This window comes from Sphingomonas agri, assembly GCF_038148795.1.
GTDB lineage: Bacteria > Pseudomonadota > Alphaproteobacteria > Sphingomonadales > Sphingomonadaceae > Sphingomicrobium > Sphingomicrobium agri.
Map to the genome: position 1 here is coordinate 403,694 of NZ_JBAPEU010000002.1, position 15,246 is coordinate 418,939.

Here is a 15,246-nt window from a genome sequence, read left to right on the forward strand (position 1 = left end):
GCTCGTGGACATTCTTTCAATCGACTCGCTGAGCGACGCCGAGATCGCCGACATCATCGATCGCGCCGATCTCTATTTCGAAGGCAACCGGGGGCGGCGTTCGACCGAACGCCTGCATGGCCGGATCATCTTCAACGTTTTCTATGAGAACTCGACGCGGACGGCGATGTCGTTCGCGACCGCCGCTCATCGCCTGGGTGCTTCGGCGATCGCGCTATCGGTCGAGCGGAGCTCGGTCAGCAAGGGCGAGACTCTTGAGGACACCGCCCGGACCCTCAACGCGATGCGGCCCGATGCGCTTGTGATCCGCCACCGCGATAACGGCGCTCCAGCAATCTTTGCATCGGTCATGGACGCGCCGGTGCTGAACGCGGGCGACGGCACCAACGAGCATCCGACGCAGGCTCTCCTCGATGCGGCCACGATACGGCATCGGCTCGGCCGAATTGATGGCCTCAAGATCGCGATCTGCGGCGACATCCGCCACAGCCGGGTCGCCCGCTCGAACGCCAAGCTACTGCCGCGGCTCGGCGCGGAGGTCCGGCTTGCCGGACCTTCCGAGCTGATGCCCCTGGGCCTGCCCAAGGTCTCCGTGGACGAAGCAATCGCGGGCGCAGACGTCGTGATGATGCTCCGCGTCCAGCGCGAGCGGCTCGAGGACGAGCTCGGCGATGCGCCGGGCGAGTATTTGTCTCGTTACGGGCTCACGCCCGAACGGCTCGCAACTGCATCCAAAGGCGCGGTGGTCATGCATCCGGGTCCAATGAACCGGGGCGTCGAGATTGCCGACAGCGTCGCCGACGATCCGCAGCGATCACTCATCGCCCTGCAGGTTCAGATGGGCGTTGCAGTCCGGATGGCCTGCCTCGAGCTGGTGATCGGGAGCGCTTCCTAGCGCGAGGCGTACTGGACCGGCGTGTCGCCCGCGAGATTGCGAACGAAGCAGGTTCCACCCTGGTGGCGAAGGGAGCTGCACAGAGCATTCGCCTGGCCAAGGCTGTCGAAACCACGCACGGACAGGCGGTAGAACGTGCCCTTCGCGCTTGAGAAGCGGGCGCTCATCGGCAGATAGGCCTTGAGTGCGCCATATTTGCGAGCCTGCCCGTCCCATGCGGTCAGCACACGTTGCGGCGAGCCATAGGCGCCGAGCTGCACGACCGCCGTCGAATTCCCGCGGCGCGCCGCGACCGTCTGTACAGCAGCGCGGCGAACCACCGCCGGCTTTGGAGCAACGGGAGCGCTGTGGGTAAAGGACGCGATGACTGCCTTGGCTTCGCTGACTGCCGACTGGGCAAGGGTGGCGATGGTCGGACGCGCCGGCGGCGGGGCCGGAGCGACTGCATGAACAGGCGCCGGGATCGACTCCGGGACTGAGGCTTCGACGACGATGTTCGGCTGAGCGGGCTTGGGCGGAGCCGCGACTGACGCTGCAACCTGGGTCGCGGTCGGACTTGCCTTGTTGAGGGCAAGCTGGACCGGTTGACCGGCATCGACCGCCGCCGGCTTCACGCCGACCAGCGAGGCCACCTGATCGGAAGCATGAGCTGGCTTTGCGAACTGCATCCACTGCTGAATGCGATCATCAAGCTGGTTCGCGGGGACGTCCTGCGCGGCGATGATCCGAGCGTTGCTCCAGTCGCCGGCGAGCGCATAGGCAAGGGCGAGATTCTGGCGAACCGTCGCGTCGGCACTCTGCTGGCGCGCTGCGGTCTGGAGAATTGTCACTGCAGCGGCCGGATGGCCCGCGAGAGCCAGTGCAAGGCCGTAATCGGAAGGATCGAGCACTGCGCGGCCTGCATTCAGGCTGGCAACGGCTTCGACATTCTTGCCCTGAGCGATCTCGACCAGCGCGAGCTTCAGGATGACCTGAGGCTGGTTTCCATCGATCGTCAGCGAATCCTTGTACGCAGCCTCTGCCGAGTGGAAACGCCCGCCGGCGAAATAAGCGCTGCCAAGAAGTGCGCGAAAGCCCGCATCGGTGGGCGTGTTCGCAACCGCGCGCTCGGCAAAGTCAATGGCAGCCGGAGCATTGTTCGCGTCGAGAGCAGCCATGGCCCGCGTTGCGAGACCCACCTGCGGATCTGCCTTTCCGGCCGAAGAGGCGGCCGCCACGTGACTCGGGTGCGCGGCGCAGCCCGCCATCATCGATGCGAGCACGATGAGAGAGGCTGCAGAACTGGAGCGAAAAGGCTGAGTCATCGAAAATTACCCCCTGCGTTTTGCCTTTGCGGCCAGCCCGTCGAGTTCGGGCATGCGCTCGAGCATCTGATCGAGCGCATCGGTCACAAGCTGCTGAGCCGAGCGCCCATCCACCGCGCATGCGAGCCGCAACTTGAGATGACGGTTTGGATCGAGGCGGAGCGTGAACGCCGCCTTTCCCTTGCTTCCAGGCACTGAACGCGGGCGCGGAGCGCGCCTTGGAACAGCGACTGCGACCGGCAGAACGACCGGGGCCTTGACCGGGGCTTCAACTGCCTCGGGCTCATAGGGCTCGGCCGTCTCGTCGATCTCCTCTTCAGCGTCATCCGCGGCGCTGAAGTGGTCTTCGATCTCTTCCCGCTCGGCGTCATCCGCGGCGCTGAAGCGGTCTTCGATCTCTTCCCGCTCGACGTCATCCGCGGCGCTGAAGCGGTCTTCGATCTCCGCCTGTTGGGAATGGACAGGCGAATGGATGGGCGTCAGTCCCGTGGGATGCGCCCGCGGATGCTCGACCACATCGTCGCCGAAGGCATCATGATCAGGATCCCGCGCGACTTCGGCCGGCTTCGGCGGCTCAAAGCCCATGTCGTTCCAACCCAGGTCCTCCAGGCCATTGCCGACCTGGCCGAACCCTTGCGGGCGCATGGCGGGCCGGGCAGCGCCCTTGCGGGCGAGAAGGCCAGAAGAAAGGGAGGCGAAAGGCTTGGCTTCGGTGGCCACTTGCGCGGCTCCTTACTGGCCGACAACGCGGCGGCCGAAACCACCTACGGGACGCGGACTGACAGCGGTGATTCCCGGCGCAGCGCCCGGAGCGGCAAACACCGTCCGGCGGAAATTCTTCTCGAGGCGGTCGGAAATATATTCCCACAACTCGCCGACTTCCTTGGCGGATCGGCCCTGGGGATCGATTTCCATGACCGTGCGGCCATCGATCATCGAGGCTGCAAAGTCCGTGCGGTGGTGAAGAGTGACGGGTGCAACGGTGCCGTGCTGCGAGAGCGCGACAGCTGCCTCGTAGGTGATCTTCGCCTTGGGCGTTGCAGCATTGACGACGAAGATGAGGGGCTTCCCGGCCCGGTCGCAAAGATCGACCGTGGCGCCGACGGCACGAAGGTCGTGCGGGCTCGGGCGGGTGGGAATTACGATCAGCTCGGCAACGGCGATGACGCTCTGGATCGCCATGGTGATGGCTGGAGGAGTGTCGATGACGGCGAGACGAAAGCCCTGCTGCCGAAGGACCTCGAGGTCCGATGCAAGCCGGGCGACGGTGGTCTGCGCAAAGGCCGGCATGTCGGCTTCGCGTTCGTTCCACCAATCGGCAAGGCTGCCTTGCGGATCGATGTCGATCAGGCAGACCGGGCCAGCTCCCGAGAGCTGTGCCTGCACCGCAAGATGTCCGGACAGGGTCGTCTTACCGGACCCGCCCTTTTGCGATGCCATTGCCAGGACGCGCATGCTTTTCCCCTCGCGTGATAACGCCAATTCAGCGAGCGGAGTGACACCAGAGCCTCTAAAATCTGGTTAACATTGCCACGACGCTGTTTGCCCTTACCCTGCGGTCGGCTAAGAAGATTCGGGGGTGAGTTAACGCATGGGTGCCAGGTACTTAGTCGCCGCTTTTCTCGCAGCGCTCCTGAGCGCCCCACTCTCTGCGCAGTCGGTAAAAGCCGGAATAGATGCATGGCAGCGCGCCGATTATGCAGGCGCAGTCGCCATTTGGCGTCCGCTCGCGGAGAAGGGCGATGCCGACGCCCAGTTCAATCTTGGCCAGGCCTACCGGCTTGGCCGCGGAGTGCCGATCAATCTCGCCCTCGCCAAGAGCTGGTTCGAGAAAGCGGCGACGAGCGGTCATCTCGATGCGCAGACCACCCTTGGCCTCCTGCTTTTCCAGAACGGCGACCAGGCTTCGGGCCTCAAATGGCTCAAGCAGGCAGCAGAAGAAGGGGAACCGCGCGCCCAGCTCGTCTACGGCACCGCCCTTTATAACGGGGACGGCGTCACGCAGGACCGGATGCTCGGCTATTCCTATGTGAGCCGCGCCGCCGGGCAGGGCCTCGTGCCCGCAAGAGACACGCTTGCGCAGCTGAACGAGCTGATGCCGGCTATCGACCGGAAAAAGGCGCTGGCGATGGCGCCCTCGCCGCCACCGCCAGCCGCACGGACGGTGAAGGCAGTGCGAACCGCCGAAGCTCCTCCGCCAAGGCAGACGATGCCAAGAAAGGTCACGATCAAACCGCCCAAGGTGCAGGTTGCAAAGGCCGCCGCTCCTGAACGGATTCCCGCACCTGCGACCGGCAACTGGCGTATTCAGCTTGGCGCTTTCTCGCAGTGGGGCGGTGCCGAAGCGCTTTATCACCGGGTCTCGGGGAAGGCCGCGCTCCAAGGGCGCGGGCCTTTTTATATTGCCGCAGGAAGCGTCACGCGTCTCCAGGTGGGACCTTTTGCAAGCCGCGCTGCCGCCGAAGCTGCCTGCCGCGCCATTGGCACGGCCTGCTTTCCTGTCCCTGCAAAATAGCTAGTTTCGGAACCAGTCGCGGCGGGCGACCCCCTGGACCCAGAGGAGTGCGTCCAGTCCATGGTGCCTCAGCTCGGCGTCGGCGACGTCGACCAGCGCGGGCTTGGCACGAAAAGCGATGCCAAGGCCGGCCTCCTCGATCATCAACTTGTCGTTCGCGCCGTCGCCGATCGCAATCACATCCTCCACTTTGAGGCCCAGCCGGTCCCGCTCTTCGACGAGCGCGTCGCGTTTCGCCATCGCATCGATGATGGGATCTCCAACCTCGCCCGAAAGCTTGCCGCCAGTAAATACCAGGCGGTTTGCCCTCACCCGGTCGAAACCGACCGCGCTTGCGATGGGCTCGGCAAAGGAGAGGAAGCCGCCCGAGACGAGGAGGCAGCTTGCACCTCCCGCCCGCATGGTCTGGACGAGCGTTTCCGCACCGGCGGTGATTTCGACCCGTTCGCTAAGACAGCGGCTGAGCGCCCGCTGGTCGAGGCCCGCAAGCAGCCGCACGCGTTCCCGCAGCGCACCTGGAAAATCGAGCTCGCCCTGCATGGCCCGCTCGGTGATCCGCGCCACCTTGTCCTTGAGACCGACATAGTCTGCAAGCTCGTCGATGCATTCCTGACCGATGATGGTCGAATCCATGTCAGCCACGAGGAGGCTTTTCCACCTGGGCTCGTCCTGTTGCACCACGATATCGACGCCCTCGAGGCCGTCGATCGCCCAGCGGGCGGACTTTCCCACGCCGGCAAAGGCGAGGTCGGCTGCATCTCCCTCATCGATCCAGCGAAGAAACGATGCTCCCGGATCGAGCTCGCGCAACAGGCCGAGCACGCGGTCGACCAGCCTGTCATCGAGCCGTCCCGCTGCTATCAGGGTCGCGATACCCATGCCTTCGTCCAAACCTCCACTTGCCCTCATTGCCGGGCCGACTGCGAGCGGCAAGTCGGCACTGGCGCTCGCGCTTGCAGAGCAAATTGGAGGCGTAATCGTCAACGCCGACAGTGCACAGCTTTACCGCGACCTTCGCATTTTGAGCGCTGCCCCGGGAAGCGAGGAGCTAGGGCAGGCCGAACACCAGCTCTACGGCGTCCGGGACGGCGCCCTCCCCTGTTCGGCAGCCGAATGGGCCTTGATGGCGAAGACCGCGATCGCCGACGTCCATGCCCGCGGGCGAACGCCGCTTCTCGTTGGAGGGACCGGCCTTTACCTCCGGACGCTGCTCGAGGGGATCGCTCCGGTTCCCGCGATCGATCCTGAGGTTCGGATGCGGGTGCGAAGCACATCAACCGAGGAAAATCGCGCCAGGCTGCAGATGCTCGATCCGGCCGCCGCTTCGAGGCTCGAGCCTGCAGACACCGCGCGGATCAGCCGCGCGCTCGAGGTCATCCTTTCAACCGGCCGCACCCTTGGTGAATGGCAGGGCCAGCGCCACGGCGGAATCGCCGGCGAGGTCGAACTTCGTCCTCTCATCCTGCTCCCGCCCCGCAAGTGGATTTACGCCCGCTGCGACGAACGGTTTGTGCACATGGCGGCGGCCGGCGCAGTTCCGGAGGTCGAGGCGCTCCTTGCCCGAAACCTCAATCCCAACCTCCCGGTGATGCGCGCCATCGGAGTGCGCGAAATTTCTGCCTACCTGCTCGGAGAGAGTTCGCTCGACGAGGCGGTCGCGAGGGGGCAGCAGGCGACCCGCCGCTATGCAAAGCGCCAATATACCTGGTTCGCTCATCAGCCTCCCGCAGGCTGGCCGCGATGGAAGGAAGCGCTCGATCTCGACCGTCTTGGGGAAGCGCTGGCCCTCCTCACTTTGCAGAGCTAGGCCGCCGGGCCCGGACCCGCTCCTTGATGCCTGAAGAGATCTACCCCTCCTCAAGGCTGCAGAAGGCTGATCAGCCGATCGTTTCGTTGGCGCCCTGCGGCCGGTCGCCGACGCTCGCGCGCTCGAGATAGGCGCGCTGCATCCTTCGATGGGCCTGGGCGACATCCGGGTTGGCGGCGGATACTGCGCGTTCCTGTTCCTCGGCAGCCCGGCGCGCGAAATAGATGCGGTCATCGTTAGACATGGCGCGCCTCCGTCCTTGGGAGGAGGATAGGTAGCAGAATCGAGCCTGAATGTCGCGCCTGCTCAGGCGATTGTTGCCTCGACCCTGCCCTTGGCTCGCTCAATCGCCTCAAGCACGATTCGACCGGCGTCCGCCGCATCGCCCCAGTGGCCGACCCGCACCCACTTGTCGGCTTCCAGGTCCTTATAGTGGGTGAAGAAATGTTCGATCTGCTGCAGGACGATCGAGGGCAGGTCCTGGCGCTCGCCGACGTCTGAATAATAAGGGAAGGTCGTATCGACGGGAACGCAAATGAGCTTCTCGTCGCCGCCGTGCTCGTCTTCGAGGTTGAGTACGCCGATCGGACGTGCGCGCACGACGCATCCCGGGACGAACGGCGAGCGGGCGATCACCAGGGCATCGAGCGGATCGCCGTCCGGGGAGAGCGTGTGGGGGACGAAGCCATAATTGGCCGGATAGCGCATCGGTGTGTGAAGGATGCGATCGACGAACAGGGCGCCCGACTTCTTGTCGAATTCATATTTCACCGGCTCCCCGCCGACGGGGACTTCGATGACGACGTTGATGTTGCTGGGCGGATCATCGCCCGTGGGAATAAGGTCAATGTTCATGGCAGGTGGCCCGCGCTCCTAAACACCGCCAGGCCAAAGAACAATGCCGCCAGGGCCGCAGCGACCGAGCCTATGACATAACCTGCCGCAAGCCCCAGCGAATGGCGCTCGATGAGCAAGGCAGTGTCGAGCGAGAAGGTCGAGAACGTCGTGAAACCGCCCAGGATGCCGGTCGTCAGGAACAGCCGGACATGCTGGGGAACGCCGGCACGATAGGCAAAGAAGCCGGCAAGCAAGCCCATCACGAACGAGCCCGCGACGTTGACGATGAAGGTCCCGAACGGAAAGCCGAAGCCGAATAATCTGGCAGCGCTGATGTTGACGCCGTGGCGAAGCGCGCCGCCGATGCCGGCTCCGATGAACACGATGAGATAAAGCATAATGCTCCTACTGCTGCACGAATGCGCCTGTAGGAGCCATCAGCCGGTCGGCGGTTACAAGGGAGACCCCATTCCCCGAGGGTATCTCCTTAGCAATACAATCCTTTCGGACAAGCTACCGGCGGCCGAACAGCTTTTCGATCTCTCCATGGCCAAGCTTCACCCAGGTCGGACGGCCGTGATTGCACTGACCGGACCGGGGCGTCACCTCCATTTCGCGAAGGAGGGCGTTCATCTCGGCGACCGAGAGCAGGCGGCCCGCGCGGACGGAGCCGTGGCAGGCGATGGTCGCCGCGACGTGGTCGAGCTTGTCACGAAGGCTCATCGGACCTCCAAGCTCCGCGATCTCGGTGGCGAGATCCTGAAGAAGAGCATCGGCATCCGTCTTGCCAAGTGCCGCCGGAAGAGACCTGACCAGTATCGCTGAAGGCCCGAACCGCTCGAGTTCAAGACCCATTTCGGCAAGCTCGGTCGCTGCTCCTTCCAGGCGGTCGCAGTCGGGCTCGTCGAGCTCGACGACTTCCGGGATCAGCAGTGCCTGGCGAGCAACCAGCCCTCCTTCCCGCCCGGCCCGCATCCGTTCGAGGACAAGCCGCTCGTGCGCGGCGTGCTGGTCGACGATAACGAGCCCGTCCTCGGCTTCCGCGACGATATAAGTTGCGGCCACCTGTCCGCGCGCAACCCCGAGGGGATAGCTCGGTACCGGCTCAACGGCCGGCTCGGCGCGGGCCTGGGGGACGAAGGCGACGGGCTCGAAGACCCTTTGCGCGCCCTTGAGGCTCGAAAGCCCAAGGCTGAGATTGGGCTCGGGCTGGTAGCTTGCGCTCGAAGTCCACATGACGGGGGCGGCAGCCTGCTCCCGCGCCGCGCTCCTGCCGCTTTCTTCGTCAAGCGCGCGCCTCAAGCCGCCGACGATCAGTCCCCGGACGCAAGCCGGATCGCGAAAGCGGACTTCGGTCTTTGCCGGGTGGACGTTGACGTCGACTTCCTCGAGCGGAACGTCGAGAAAAAGCGCGGCGATCGGGTGCCGGTCGCGGGCGATGAGGTCGCGGTAGGCTGCGCGAAGTGCGCCGACGAGGAGCCGGTCCTTGACCGGCCTTGAGTTCACAAAGAGATATTGCTGGTCGGCCATGCCGCGATTGAAGGTCGGAAGGCTGATGACGCCGGTCAGGTGAAGACCGTCTCTCGTGCAGTCGATCCCGATCCCGTGGCGGTCGAGCTCATGTGTGAGAATCTCCGCGACCCGCGCCGGTGCGTCTGCCGGCTGAAGCGTCAGGATGCGCCGTCCGTCGTGTTCGAGCGTGAAACCGACATCGCTCCTCGCCATCGCAAGCCGCTTCACGGCATCGAGACAGGCTGCATATTCCGCCCGCGGCGAGCGGAGGAACTTGCGCCGTGCCGGAACCTTGTCGAAGAGGCCCTCGACGCGGATCCGGGTCCCGGGCGGAAGCGCCGCGGGCCCTTCTTCCAGACCCTCGCCATGGTCGAGCGCGATCCGCCAACCGTCCTTGCCGCGCACGCGGCTCTCAAGGGTCAGGCGTGACACGCTGGCGATGGAGGGCAAGGCTTCGCCCCGAAAGCCGAAACTCGTTATGCGGTCGATCGCGTTGTCTGGAAGTTTGGATGTCGCATGACGCTCGAGCGCGAGGCGCATCTCGTCCGGGCTCATTCCGCAGCCGTCATCAGCGACTTCGATAAGGTCGAGTCCGCCCGCCCGAAGCCTCACCGACAGCTGAGTCGCGCCCGCGTCGAGCGAGTTTTCCACAAGTTCTTTGAGCGCGCTCGCAGGTCGCTCGACAACCTCGCCCGCGGCGATGCGATTGATGAGTTCCGGAGGCAGCCTTCTTATTGACATGTTAACCGTTCCTAGCCCATTCGGAAGGCGCCGGCGAAGCCCTGATTTTTCCCGAAAATTCAGGGCGCATTCAACGGGTTGAGTAGAATCAGAATTTAAGCGGCGCGAGCTTTTTTGCGACTGCGCGGCGAACATCAGCGAGAGGGCGGGGTTTAATGTTCTGGAATCGTTGGTTCAAATGGATGTCGCACGACATGGCGATCGATCTTGGGACCGCCAACACGCTCGTGTACGTCCGCGGCCGCGGCATCGTCCTCAATGAGCCGTCGGTCGTCGCCATCGAGACCATCAACGGGATCAAGAAGGTCAAGGCTGTCGGAGACGACGCCAAGCTGATGATGGGAAAGACGCCCGACCAGATCGAGGCGATCCGTCCCCTGCGCGACGGCGTCATCGCCGACATCGACGTCGCCGAGCAGATGATCAAGCACTTCATCCACAAGGTGCACGGCGGCAAGATGCGCGCCTGGCGTTTCCCCGAGATCGTCATCTGCGTTCCCTCGGGATCGACGTCGGTCGAGCGCCGCGCCATCCGCGATGCCGCGTCGAACGCCGGCGCAAGTGCCGTCTACCTGATCGAGGAGCCCATGGCCGCCGCGATCGGGGCCGACATGCCGGTGACCCAGCCCATCGGATCGATGGTGGTCGATATCGGCGGAGGAACGACCGAGGTCGCTGTCCTCTCGCTTCGGGGCCTCGCCTACACGACGTCGGTCCGGGTTGGCGGCGACAAGATGGACGAGGCAATCAGCTCCTATGTCCGCCGCAACCACAATCTGCTGATCGGTGAAGCGACCGCCGAACGGATCAAGAAGGAAGTCGGCATCGCCAAGCCGCCGGTCGACGGGATCGGCAAGACTGTCCACATCAAGGGCCGCGACCTCGTCAACGGCGTGCCCAAGGAAATATCGATCAACCAGGGCCAGATCGCCGAAGCCCTCTCGGAGCCCGTCGGAACGATTGTCGAAGGCGTTCGGATCGCGCTCGAGAACACGGCCCCCGAACTTGCCGCCGACATTTGCGACCAGGGCATCGTCCTCACCGGGGGCGGCGCGCTGCTGCAGGGTCTCGACGAGGTATTGCGCGACGAGACCGGCCTTCCTGTCACGGTCGCCGACGACCCGCTCACCTGCGTCGCGCTCGGCACCGGCCGCGCGCTGGAGGAAGAGCAGTTCCGCGGCGTGCTGCAAACCGCATAAAGCGGGGCTGAGCGGTGGCGACCGCGCGTCCCGGCTGGTCGCGTCGAGCCCAGTACGGGCTGTTCTTCAGTTTCCTCGCGGTGATCGCAGGGATCATCGTGGGCCTCGTCATGCTCACCATGTCGCTGGTCGCGCCGCAGACCTTCGAGCGGGTTCGAGGCGCAGCGCTTGATGTCACGGGTCCGGTGGCAGGCGCGCTTCACGAAGTGACGGCGACGGCTTCCGGCATATTCACGGGAGCAGGCAATTACTGGGATGCAGCGAACCAGAACGCCGCGCTGAAGCGCGATCGCCGGGCGATGCTTCAGCGCATGGTCGAGGCAAGGGCAATCTTCCAGGAGAACTTGCAGCTGAAAGCGACGCTCCAGCTTCGCGAACACGAGCGGACCACGCTCGCAGCGGGGCGTATCGTCGGTTCCTCGTTCAACAGCCCGCGCCGGTTCGCGATCCTTTCTGCAGGTTCGCGGGACGGGGTCAGGGTCGGAATGCCGGTTCGCTCGGCGGACGGGCTCGTCGGCCGGATCATCGATGCAGGCGCACTTGCCTCGAGAGTCCTCCTGGTTTCGGACCGGGCCAATATCGTCCCCGCGCGGCTGCTGAGAAACGGTATTCCGGTCATCGCGCAGGGCCGCGGCGACGGAACGATCGATGTTCGGCCGCTCGAGGTTGGCCGTAATCCCTTCAAGCGCGGCGACATCATCATCACGTCCGGAACGGGCGGCCTCTATCCGCCGCTCGTGCCGATCGCGCGCGTCGTCAAGCTCGACGATGACGGCGCGGTCGCCCTGCCGCTTGCAGATCCCTCGACGACCAGTTTCGCGATCGTCGAGGCCCCCTTCGAGCCGGCAGCAGTCGCAGCCGAGAAGGCGCCGGCGGCAACGGAAGCACCCTGATGGTCCGGGCCGCCCTCACACCGCCGCGGCGCATCGGACAAGGGCCTTCGCGCTTTGCCGCTTACGTGCCTGCGATCACGGTCGTCACCGCCTCGCTCCTCGCAGCCCTTCCGATCATTTCGACCAGCGGCTGGTATCCGGATTTCGGATTTCTCGTCTTCATCAGCTGGCGACTGCTCAGGGCCGACCCATGGCCGGCCTGGTGGGCTGCTCCGCTCGGCTTCGTCAACGACCTGTTCACCGGTTATCCCATAGGATTTTCAATAGCTTTGTGGAGTTCGACCATGCTGGCGCTCGATCTTATCGATCGCCGCACGATGTGGCGTGACTACTGGATCGAATGGGTGCTTGCAGCAGTGCTGATCGCAATCAACGAATGGCTGCAGTGGCGCGTTGCAAGGCTTGCCGACGCGGCGCCTCCCTTTGTTAGAATGGTGCCGGCGCTCGTCATCTCGATCTGCATCTTCCCGGCGATTGCCTGGGTTGTTTCCAGGGTCGATGCCTGGAGGCTCGGCCGATGAAGCACATGCGCATCACCGTCGCCCACCAGTCGATCACCTTTTCGAGGAGGATGATGCTGCTCGGCGGCGCGCAGGCGGCCGTCGGCGGTCTTCTCGTGGGCCGCATGGGGTGGCTTGCAATCGCACAGAACGAAAAATACCAGCTGCTCTCGGAGAGCAACCGGGTCCAGCTCATCCCGGTGCCGCCGCGGCGCGGATGGATAATCGACCGCAACGGCAGGCCGATCGCGATCAACAAGGCGAGCTTCCGCGTCGATCTCATCCCGCAGCAGATCCTCGATGGGCCCAAGATCATCGCCGAACTCCAGCGGCTGCTGAGCCTGCCGCCGGACGAAGTCGAACGGATTACGCGCGAACTGTCACAGTCGCGGGGCTTTCAGCCCGTCTCCGTCGCCGACAACGTGGATTACGAGCAATATGCAGCGATTACCGTTCGGCTGCCCGACCTTCCCGGCGTCGCAGCCTCGCGGGGGTTCACACGCTTCTATCCGGCAGGACCGGCGGTGGGCCAGCTCGTCGGATATGTAGGCGCTGCATCGGCGACGGAATATGAAAAGGAGAACAAGAACCCGCTGCTCCTCATCCCGGGCGTCAAGATCGGCAAGGAAGGCCTTGAAAAGACGCTCGAGCCGGTTCTTCGCGGCGAGCCCGGCGGCCAGCGCGTGGAAGTCACCGCGCGAGGCAAGCTTGTAAAGGAGCTCGAGCCCAAGCCCGACCGCAGCGGAGGCACGGTCCAGCTGACGATCGACTCAGAGCTGCACGAATATGCAGCGCGGCGGATCGGCGACCAATCCTGTTCGGTCGTGGTTCTTGACGTCACCAACGGGGACATCCTGGCCATGCCGTCGATGCCCTCGTTCGACCCGAACAATTTTTCCGACGGGATCAGCAAGAACGAGTGGAGGATGCTGTCGGGAGACGACCATTTGCCGCTCGTCGACAAGGCCCTGGAGAGCCTTTACCCCTCCGGCTCAACGATCAAGCCCTCGATGGCCATGGCGCTTCTCAATGCCGGCATCGATCGCACCGAACGGGTGAACTGCACCGGCTCCTACCCGCTCGGCAATCACGTCTTCCACTGCGACAAGCGCCACGGCCCGGTCGATATGACCCGCGCGATCGAGCAGAGCTGCGACATCTATTTCTACGAGATGTGCCGGCGCGTGGGCGCTGAAAAGCTTGCTCCGATGGTCCGCTCGATGGGCTTTGGCGAGAAGTTCGATTTGCCTTTTGACAACCAGCGCTACGGAACGATCCCCGATCCTGACTGGATGATGCGCAAATATCATCGCCAGTGGCAGACGTATGACACGATCAACATGTCAATCGGCCAGGGCATGGTTCTCATCAACCCGATGCAGCTCGCCGTCATGGCAAGCCGCCTGGCGACCGGGAAGCGGGTGATGCCGCGCCTGCTCAAGAGCAAGCCGGTGGTCCCGCAGCAGCAGCTCGCGGTGGACGCCGACCACCTGAATTTCATCCGCACCGCGATGGCAGGCGTCGTCGATCACGGGACGGCCGCTGCAGCAAAGCTCCCGCTTCCGGGCATCCAGATGGCGGGAAAGACCGGCACCGCCCAGACCCACAATCTCAGCTCCAGCGAGCGCGGCGACTATACTGCGGCCCTCTGGAAGCTCCGTGACCATTCCTTGTTCATGGGGTTCGTTCCCTTCGACAATCCGCGATACGCAGCCGGAGCCATCGTCGAGCATGGCGGTTTCGGCGCCGCGGTCGCAGCCCCGTTGATCCGAGACACGCTCACCTTCCTCTACGACCGCAAGAAGGCGATCGCGTCGCTTCAGGCCTTCGAGCAGAGCATCGGCGGAACCCTTATCGAACGAATGCAGCACAAGACCGCCGCCTGGCGCAGCGCGAACGGCCTGCCGCCGCTCCCCGCCGAAAAGGCATGATCACTTCGGCGATCATTCCGCGGCCGCTCGCGAGGCTGCCGTGGCGGCTTATCTTCCTCGTCACGGCCATTGCAGCCTTCGGCCTCGTCGTTCTCTATTCGGCGGCGGGAGGTTCTATTCATCCCTGGGCGGTCAAGCAGGCGATCGTCTTTGTCGGCTTCCTTGGCATCGCCGTTGGAATGTCTTGGATGAGGGAATCGACCATCAAGGCGATCGCCTTTCCGCTCTACGGCGTCACGCTCGTCATGCTCCTTGGCGTCGAGGCGCTGGGCTTCGTCAGCAAAGGCGCGCAGCGCTGGCTCGATCTCGGTCCTGTCCGGCTCCAGCCTTCGGAATTCATGAAGCCTGCGATCGTTCTGACGCTCGCCCGTTTCTACGAGCTCGTTCCCGCTGCCGAGATCCGCAAATGGCGAGCCATCTGGCCGGCGCTAGCACTGCTTGGCGTTCCCGCGGTCCTGATCCTCGTCCAGCCCGACCTTGGAACGTGCATCATGGTCATGCTCTGCGGCGTGACCGTCATGTTCCTCGCGGGACTTCCCTGGTGGATTTTCGCCGCTCCCGCCGCGGTCGTCGGGGTTGCGGCCCCAATCGTCTATGGGATGATGCACGGCTATCAGCGCAAGCGCATCGACGTGTTCCTGGATCCCGAGAGCGACCCGCTGGGCGCAGGATACCATATCGCCCAGTCGAAGATCGCGATCGGTTCCGGCGGCATCTGGGGCAAGGGCTTCCTCCACGGCAGTCAAAGCCACCTCGACTATCTCCCCGAAGGTCACACCGACTTCGTATTCGCCACCATGGCGGAAGAATGGGGATTGGTCGGTGGCGTCCTTCTGATCCTCGCCTTCGCTGGAGTGATCAGCTGGGGGATGCGCGTCAGCCAGAACGGCCGGACGAGGTTTGCGCAGCTCGCCGCCGCCGGTCTTTCGGCCACCATCTTCTTCTACGTCGCCATCAATCTCATGATGGTGATGGGCCTTGCTCCCGTCGTCGGCGTGCCGCTCCCGCTCGTGAGCTTCGGCGGGTCTGCCGTCATGACGGTGATGCTGTGCCTTGGCCTGCTGATGGCCCTCGAGCGCCAGCAGCGAACGGTGTCCCGCCTGATCTGACGG

General features: G+C 64.4%; 16 protein-coding genes and 1 riboswitch. Of the genes, 8 read left to right on the plus strand and 8 right to left on the minus strand.

Annotation, left to right across the window (positions count from 1 at the left end):
- Positions 1–4: 4 nt before the first annotated feature.
- On the plus strand, positions 5–895 hold the full coding sequence (locus V8192_RS08770) for an aspartate carbamoyltransferase catalytic subunit (RefSeq protein WP_341632694.1): 891 nt from the start codon (positions 5–7) through the stop codon (positions 893–895).
- Here V8192_RS08770 and V8192_RS08775 read toward each other — a convergent pair.
- Genes V8192_RS08775 through V8192_RS08785 form a run of 3 tightly spaced genes read right to left on the minus strand, consistent with a single transcriptional unit; the run spans position 892 to position 3,654 of the window.
- Complete coding sequence (locus V8192_RS08775; RefSeq protein ID WP_341632695.1) at positions 892–2,199, minus strand: SPOR domain-containing protein; 1,308 nt, start codon at positions 2,197–2,199, stop codon at positions 892–894. The genes V8192_RS08770 and V8192_RS08775 overlap by 4 nt on opposite strands.
- Before the next feature lie 6 nt (positions 2,200–2,205).
- Positions 2,206–2,919, minus strand: coding sequence for a hypothetical protein (locus tag V8192_RS08780; RefSeq protein ID WP_341632696.1), 714 nt, complete (start codon positions 2,917–2,919; stop codon positions 2,206–2,208).
- A 12-nt stretch (positions 2,920–2,931) separates the two neighbouring features.
- Positions 2,932–3,654: an AAA family ATPase gene (locus tag V8192_RS08785; RefSeq protein ID WP_341632697.1), complete on the minus strand. Its 723-nt coding sequence runs from the start codon at positions 3,652–3,654 to the stop codon at positions 2,932–2,934.
- A 136-nt stretch (positions 3,655–3,790) separates the two neighbouring features.
- Between V8192_RS08785 and V8192_RS08790 the strand changes: the two genes are divergently transcribed.
- Positions 3,791–4,714, plus strand: coding sequence for an SPOR domain-containing protein (locus V8192_RS08790; protein ID WP_341632698.1), 924 nt, complete (start codon positions 3,791–3,793; stop codon positions 4,712–4,714).
- On the opposite strand, the gene serB is transcribed toward V8192_RS08790, so the two are convergent.
- The gene (serB, locus tag V8192_RS08795; protein WP_341632699.1) at positions 4,715–5,593 is read right to left on the minus strand and encodes a phosphoserine phosphatase SerB; all 879 of its coding nucleotides are present in this window, start codon (positions 5,591–5,593) and stop codon (positions 4,715–4,717) included.
- Here serB and miaA point away from each other — a divergent pair.
- On the plus strand, positions 5,592–6,521 hold the full coding sequence (gene miaA, locus V8192_RS08800) for a tRNA (adenosine(37)-N6)-dimethylallyltransferase MiaA (RefSeq protein ID WP_341632700.1): 930 nt from the start codon (positions 5,592–5,594) through the stop codon (positions 6,519–6,521). The two genes, serB and miaA, sit on opposite strands and share 2 nt — an antisense overlap.
- A gap of 70 nt (positions 6,522–6,591) precedes the next feature.
- On the opposite strand, the gene V8192_RS08805 is transcribed toward miaA, so the two are convergent.
- The 4 genes from V8192_RS08805 to mutL all read right to left on the minus strand — a co-directional run bounded on the left by V8192_RS08805 (position 6,592) and on the right by mutL (position 9,611).
- On the minus strand, positions 6,592–6,765 hold the full coding sequence (locus V8192_RS08805) for a hypothetical protein (RefSeq protein WP_341632701.1): 174 nt from the start codon (positions 6,763–6,765) through the stop codon (positions 6,592–6,594).
- A gap of 62 nt (positions 6,766–6,827) precedes the next feature.
- The gene (ppa, locus tag V8192_RS08810) at positions 6,828–7,376 is read right to left on the minus strand and encodes an inorganic diphosphatase (protein WP_341632702.1); all 549 of its coding nucleotides are present in this window, start codon (positions 7,374–7,376) and stop codon (positions 6,828–6,830) included.
- The gene (gene crcB / locus V8192_RS08815) at positions 7,373–7,756 is read right to left on the minus strand and encodes a fluoride efflux transporter CrcB (protein ID WP_341632703.1); all 384 of its coding nucleotides are present in this window, start codon (positions 7,754–7,756) and stop codon (positions 7,373–7,375) included. The genes ppa and crcB overlap by 4 nt, the downstream gene beginning before the upstream one ends.
- Before the next feature lie 23 nt (positions 7,757–7,779).
- A riboswitch (Fluoride riboswitch) is annotated at positions 7,780–7,841 on the minus strand.
- Positions 7,842–7,871: 30 nt separating this feature from the next.
- Entirely contained in the window at positions 7,872–9,611 is a 1,740-nt protein-coding gene (mutL, locus tag V8192_RS08820; protein WP_341632704.1) for a DNA mismatch repair endonuclease MutL, read from the minus strand.
- A 155-nt stretch (positions 9,612–9,766) separates the two neighbouring features.
- Here mutL and V8192_RS08825 point away from each other — a divergent pair, with 155 nt between their 5' ends.
- The 5 genes from V8192_RS08825 to rodA are packed head-to-tail and all read left to right on the plus strand — an operon-like array spanning position 9,767 to position 15,243.
- On the plus strand, positions 9,767–10,810 hold the full coding sequence (locus V8192_RS08825; RefSeq protein WP_341632705.1) for a rod shape-determining protein: 1,044 nt from the start codon (positions 9,767–9,769) through the stop codon (positions 10,808–10,810).
- Between the two features lie 14 nt (positions 10,811–10,824).
- Complete coding sequence (locus V8192_RS08830) at positions 10,825–11,703, plus strand: rod shape-determining protein MreC (protein WP_341632706.1); 879 nt, start codon at positions 10,825–10,827, stop codon at positions 11,701–11,703.
- A complete protein-coding gene (gene mreD / locus V8192_RS08835; RefSeq protein ID WP_341632707.1) occupies positions 11,703–12,224 on the plus strand; it encodes a rod shape-determining protein MreD in 522 nt (173 codons plus the stop codon). The genes V8192_RS08830 and mreD overlap by 1 nt, the downstream gene beginning before the upstream one ends.
- Positions 12,221–14,134 (plus strand): penicillin-binding protein 2, encoded by a 1,914-nt coding sequence (gene mrdA, locus V8192_RS08840; RefSeq protein ID WP_341632708.1) that lies wholly within the window; start codon positions 12,221–12,223, stop codon positions 14,132–14,134. The genes mreD and mrdA overlap by 4 nt, the downstream gene beginning before the upstream one ends.
- Positions 14,131–15,243 (plus strand): rod shape-determining protein RodA, encoded by a 1,113-nt coding sequence (rodA, locus tag V8192_RS08845; protein ID WP_341632709.1) that lies wholly within the window; start codon positions 14,131–14,133, stop codon positions 15,241–15,243. The genes mrdA and rodA overlap by 4 nt, the downstream gene beginning before the upstream one ends.
- Positions 15,244–15,246: the final 3 nt, after the last annotated feature.

Excerpts from the sequence above, each read along its gene's own strand:
- crcB (WP_341632703.1), bottom strand. The coding sequence starts at position 7,756 with ATGCTTTATCTCATCGTGTTCATCGGAGCCGGCATCGGCGGCGCGCTT.
- ppa (WP_341632702.1), bottom strand. The coding sequence starts at position 7,376 with ATGAACATTGACCTTATTCCCACGGGCGATGATCCGCCCAGCAACATC.
- V8192_RS08790 (WP_341632698.1), top strand. The coding sequence starts at position 3,791 with ATGGGTGCCAGGTACTTAGTCGCCGCTTTTCTCGCAGCGCTCCTGAGC.
- V8192_RS08775 (WP_341632695.1), bottom strand. The coding sequence starts at position 2,199 with ATGACTCAGCCTTTTCGCTCCAGTTCTGCAGCCTCTCTCATCGTGCTC.
- rodA (WP_341632709.1), top strand. The coding sequence starts at position 14,131 with ATGATCACTTCGGCGATCATTCCGCGGCCGCTCGCGAGGCTGCCGTGG.
- serB (WP_341632699.1), bottom strand. The coding sequence starts at position 5,593 with ATGGGTATCGCGACCCTGATAGCAGCGGGACGGCTCGATGACAGGCTG.
- mutL (WP_341632704.1), bottom strand. The coding sequence starts at position 9,611 with ATGTCAATAAGAAGGCTGCCTCCGGAACTCATCAATCGCATCGCCGCG.
- mrdA (WP_341632708.1), top strand. The coding sequence starts at position 12,221 with ATGAAGCACATGCGCATCACCGTCGCCCACCAGTCGATCACCTTTTCG.
- mreD (WP_341632707.1), top strand. The coding sequence starts at position 11,703 with ATGGTCCGGGCCGCCCTCACACCGCCGCGGCGCATCGGACAAGGGCCT.
- V8192_RS08805 (WP_341632701.1), bottom strand. The coding sequence starts at position 6,765 with ATGTCTAACGATGACCGCATCTATTTCGCGCGCCGGGCTGCCGAGGAA.
- V8192_RS08785 (WP_341632697.1), bottom strand. The coding sequence starts at position 3,654 with ATGCGCGTCCTGGCAATGGCATCGCAAAAGGGCGGGTCCGGTAAGACG.
- V8192_RS08825 (WP_341632705.1), top strand. The coding sequence starts at position 9,767 with ATGTTCTGGAATCGTTGGTTCAAATGGATGTCGCACGACATGGCGATC.
- miaA (WP_341632700.1), top strand. The coding sequence starts at position 5,592 with ATGCCTTCGTCCAAACCTCCACTTGCCCTCATTGCCGGGCCGACTGCG.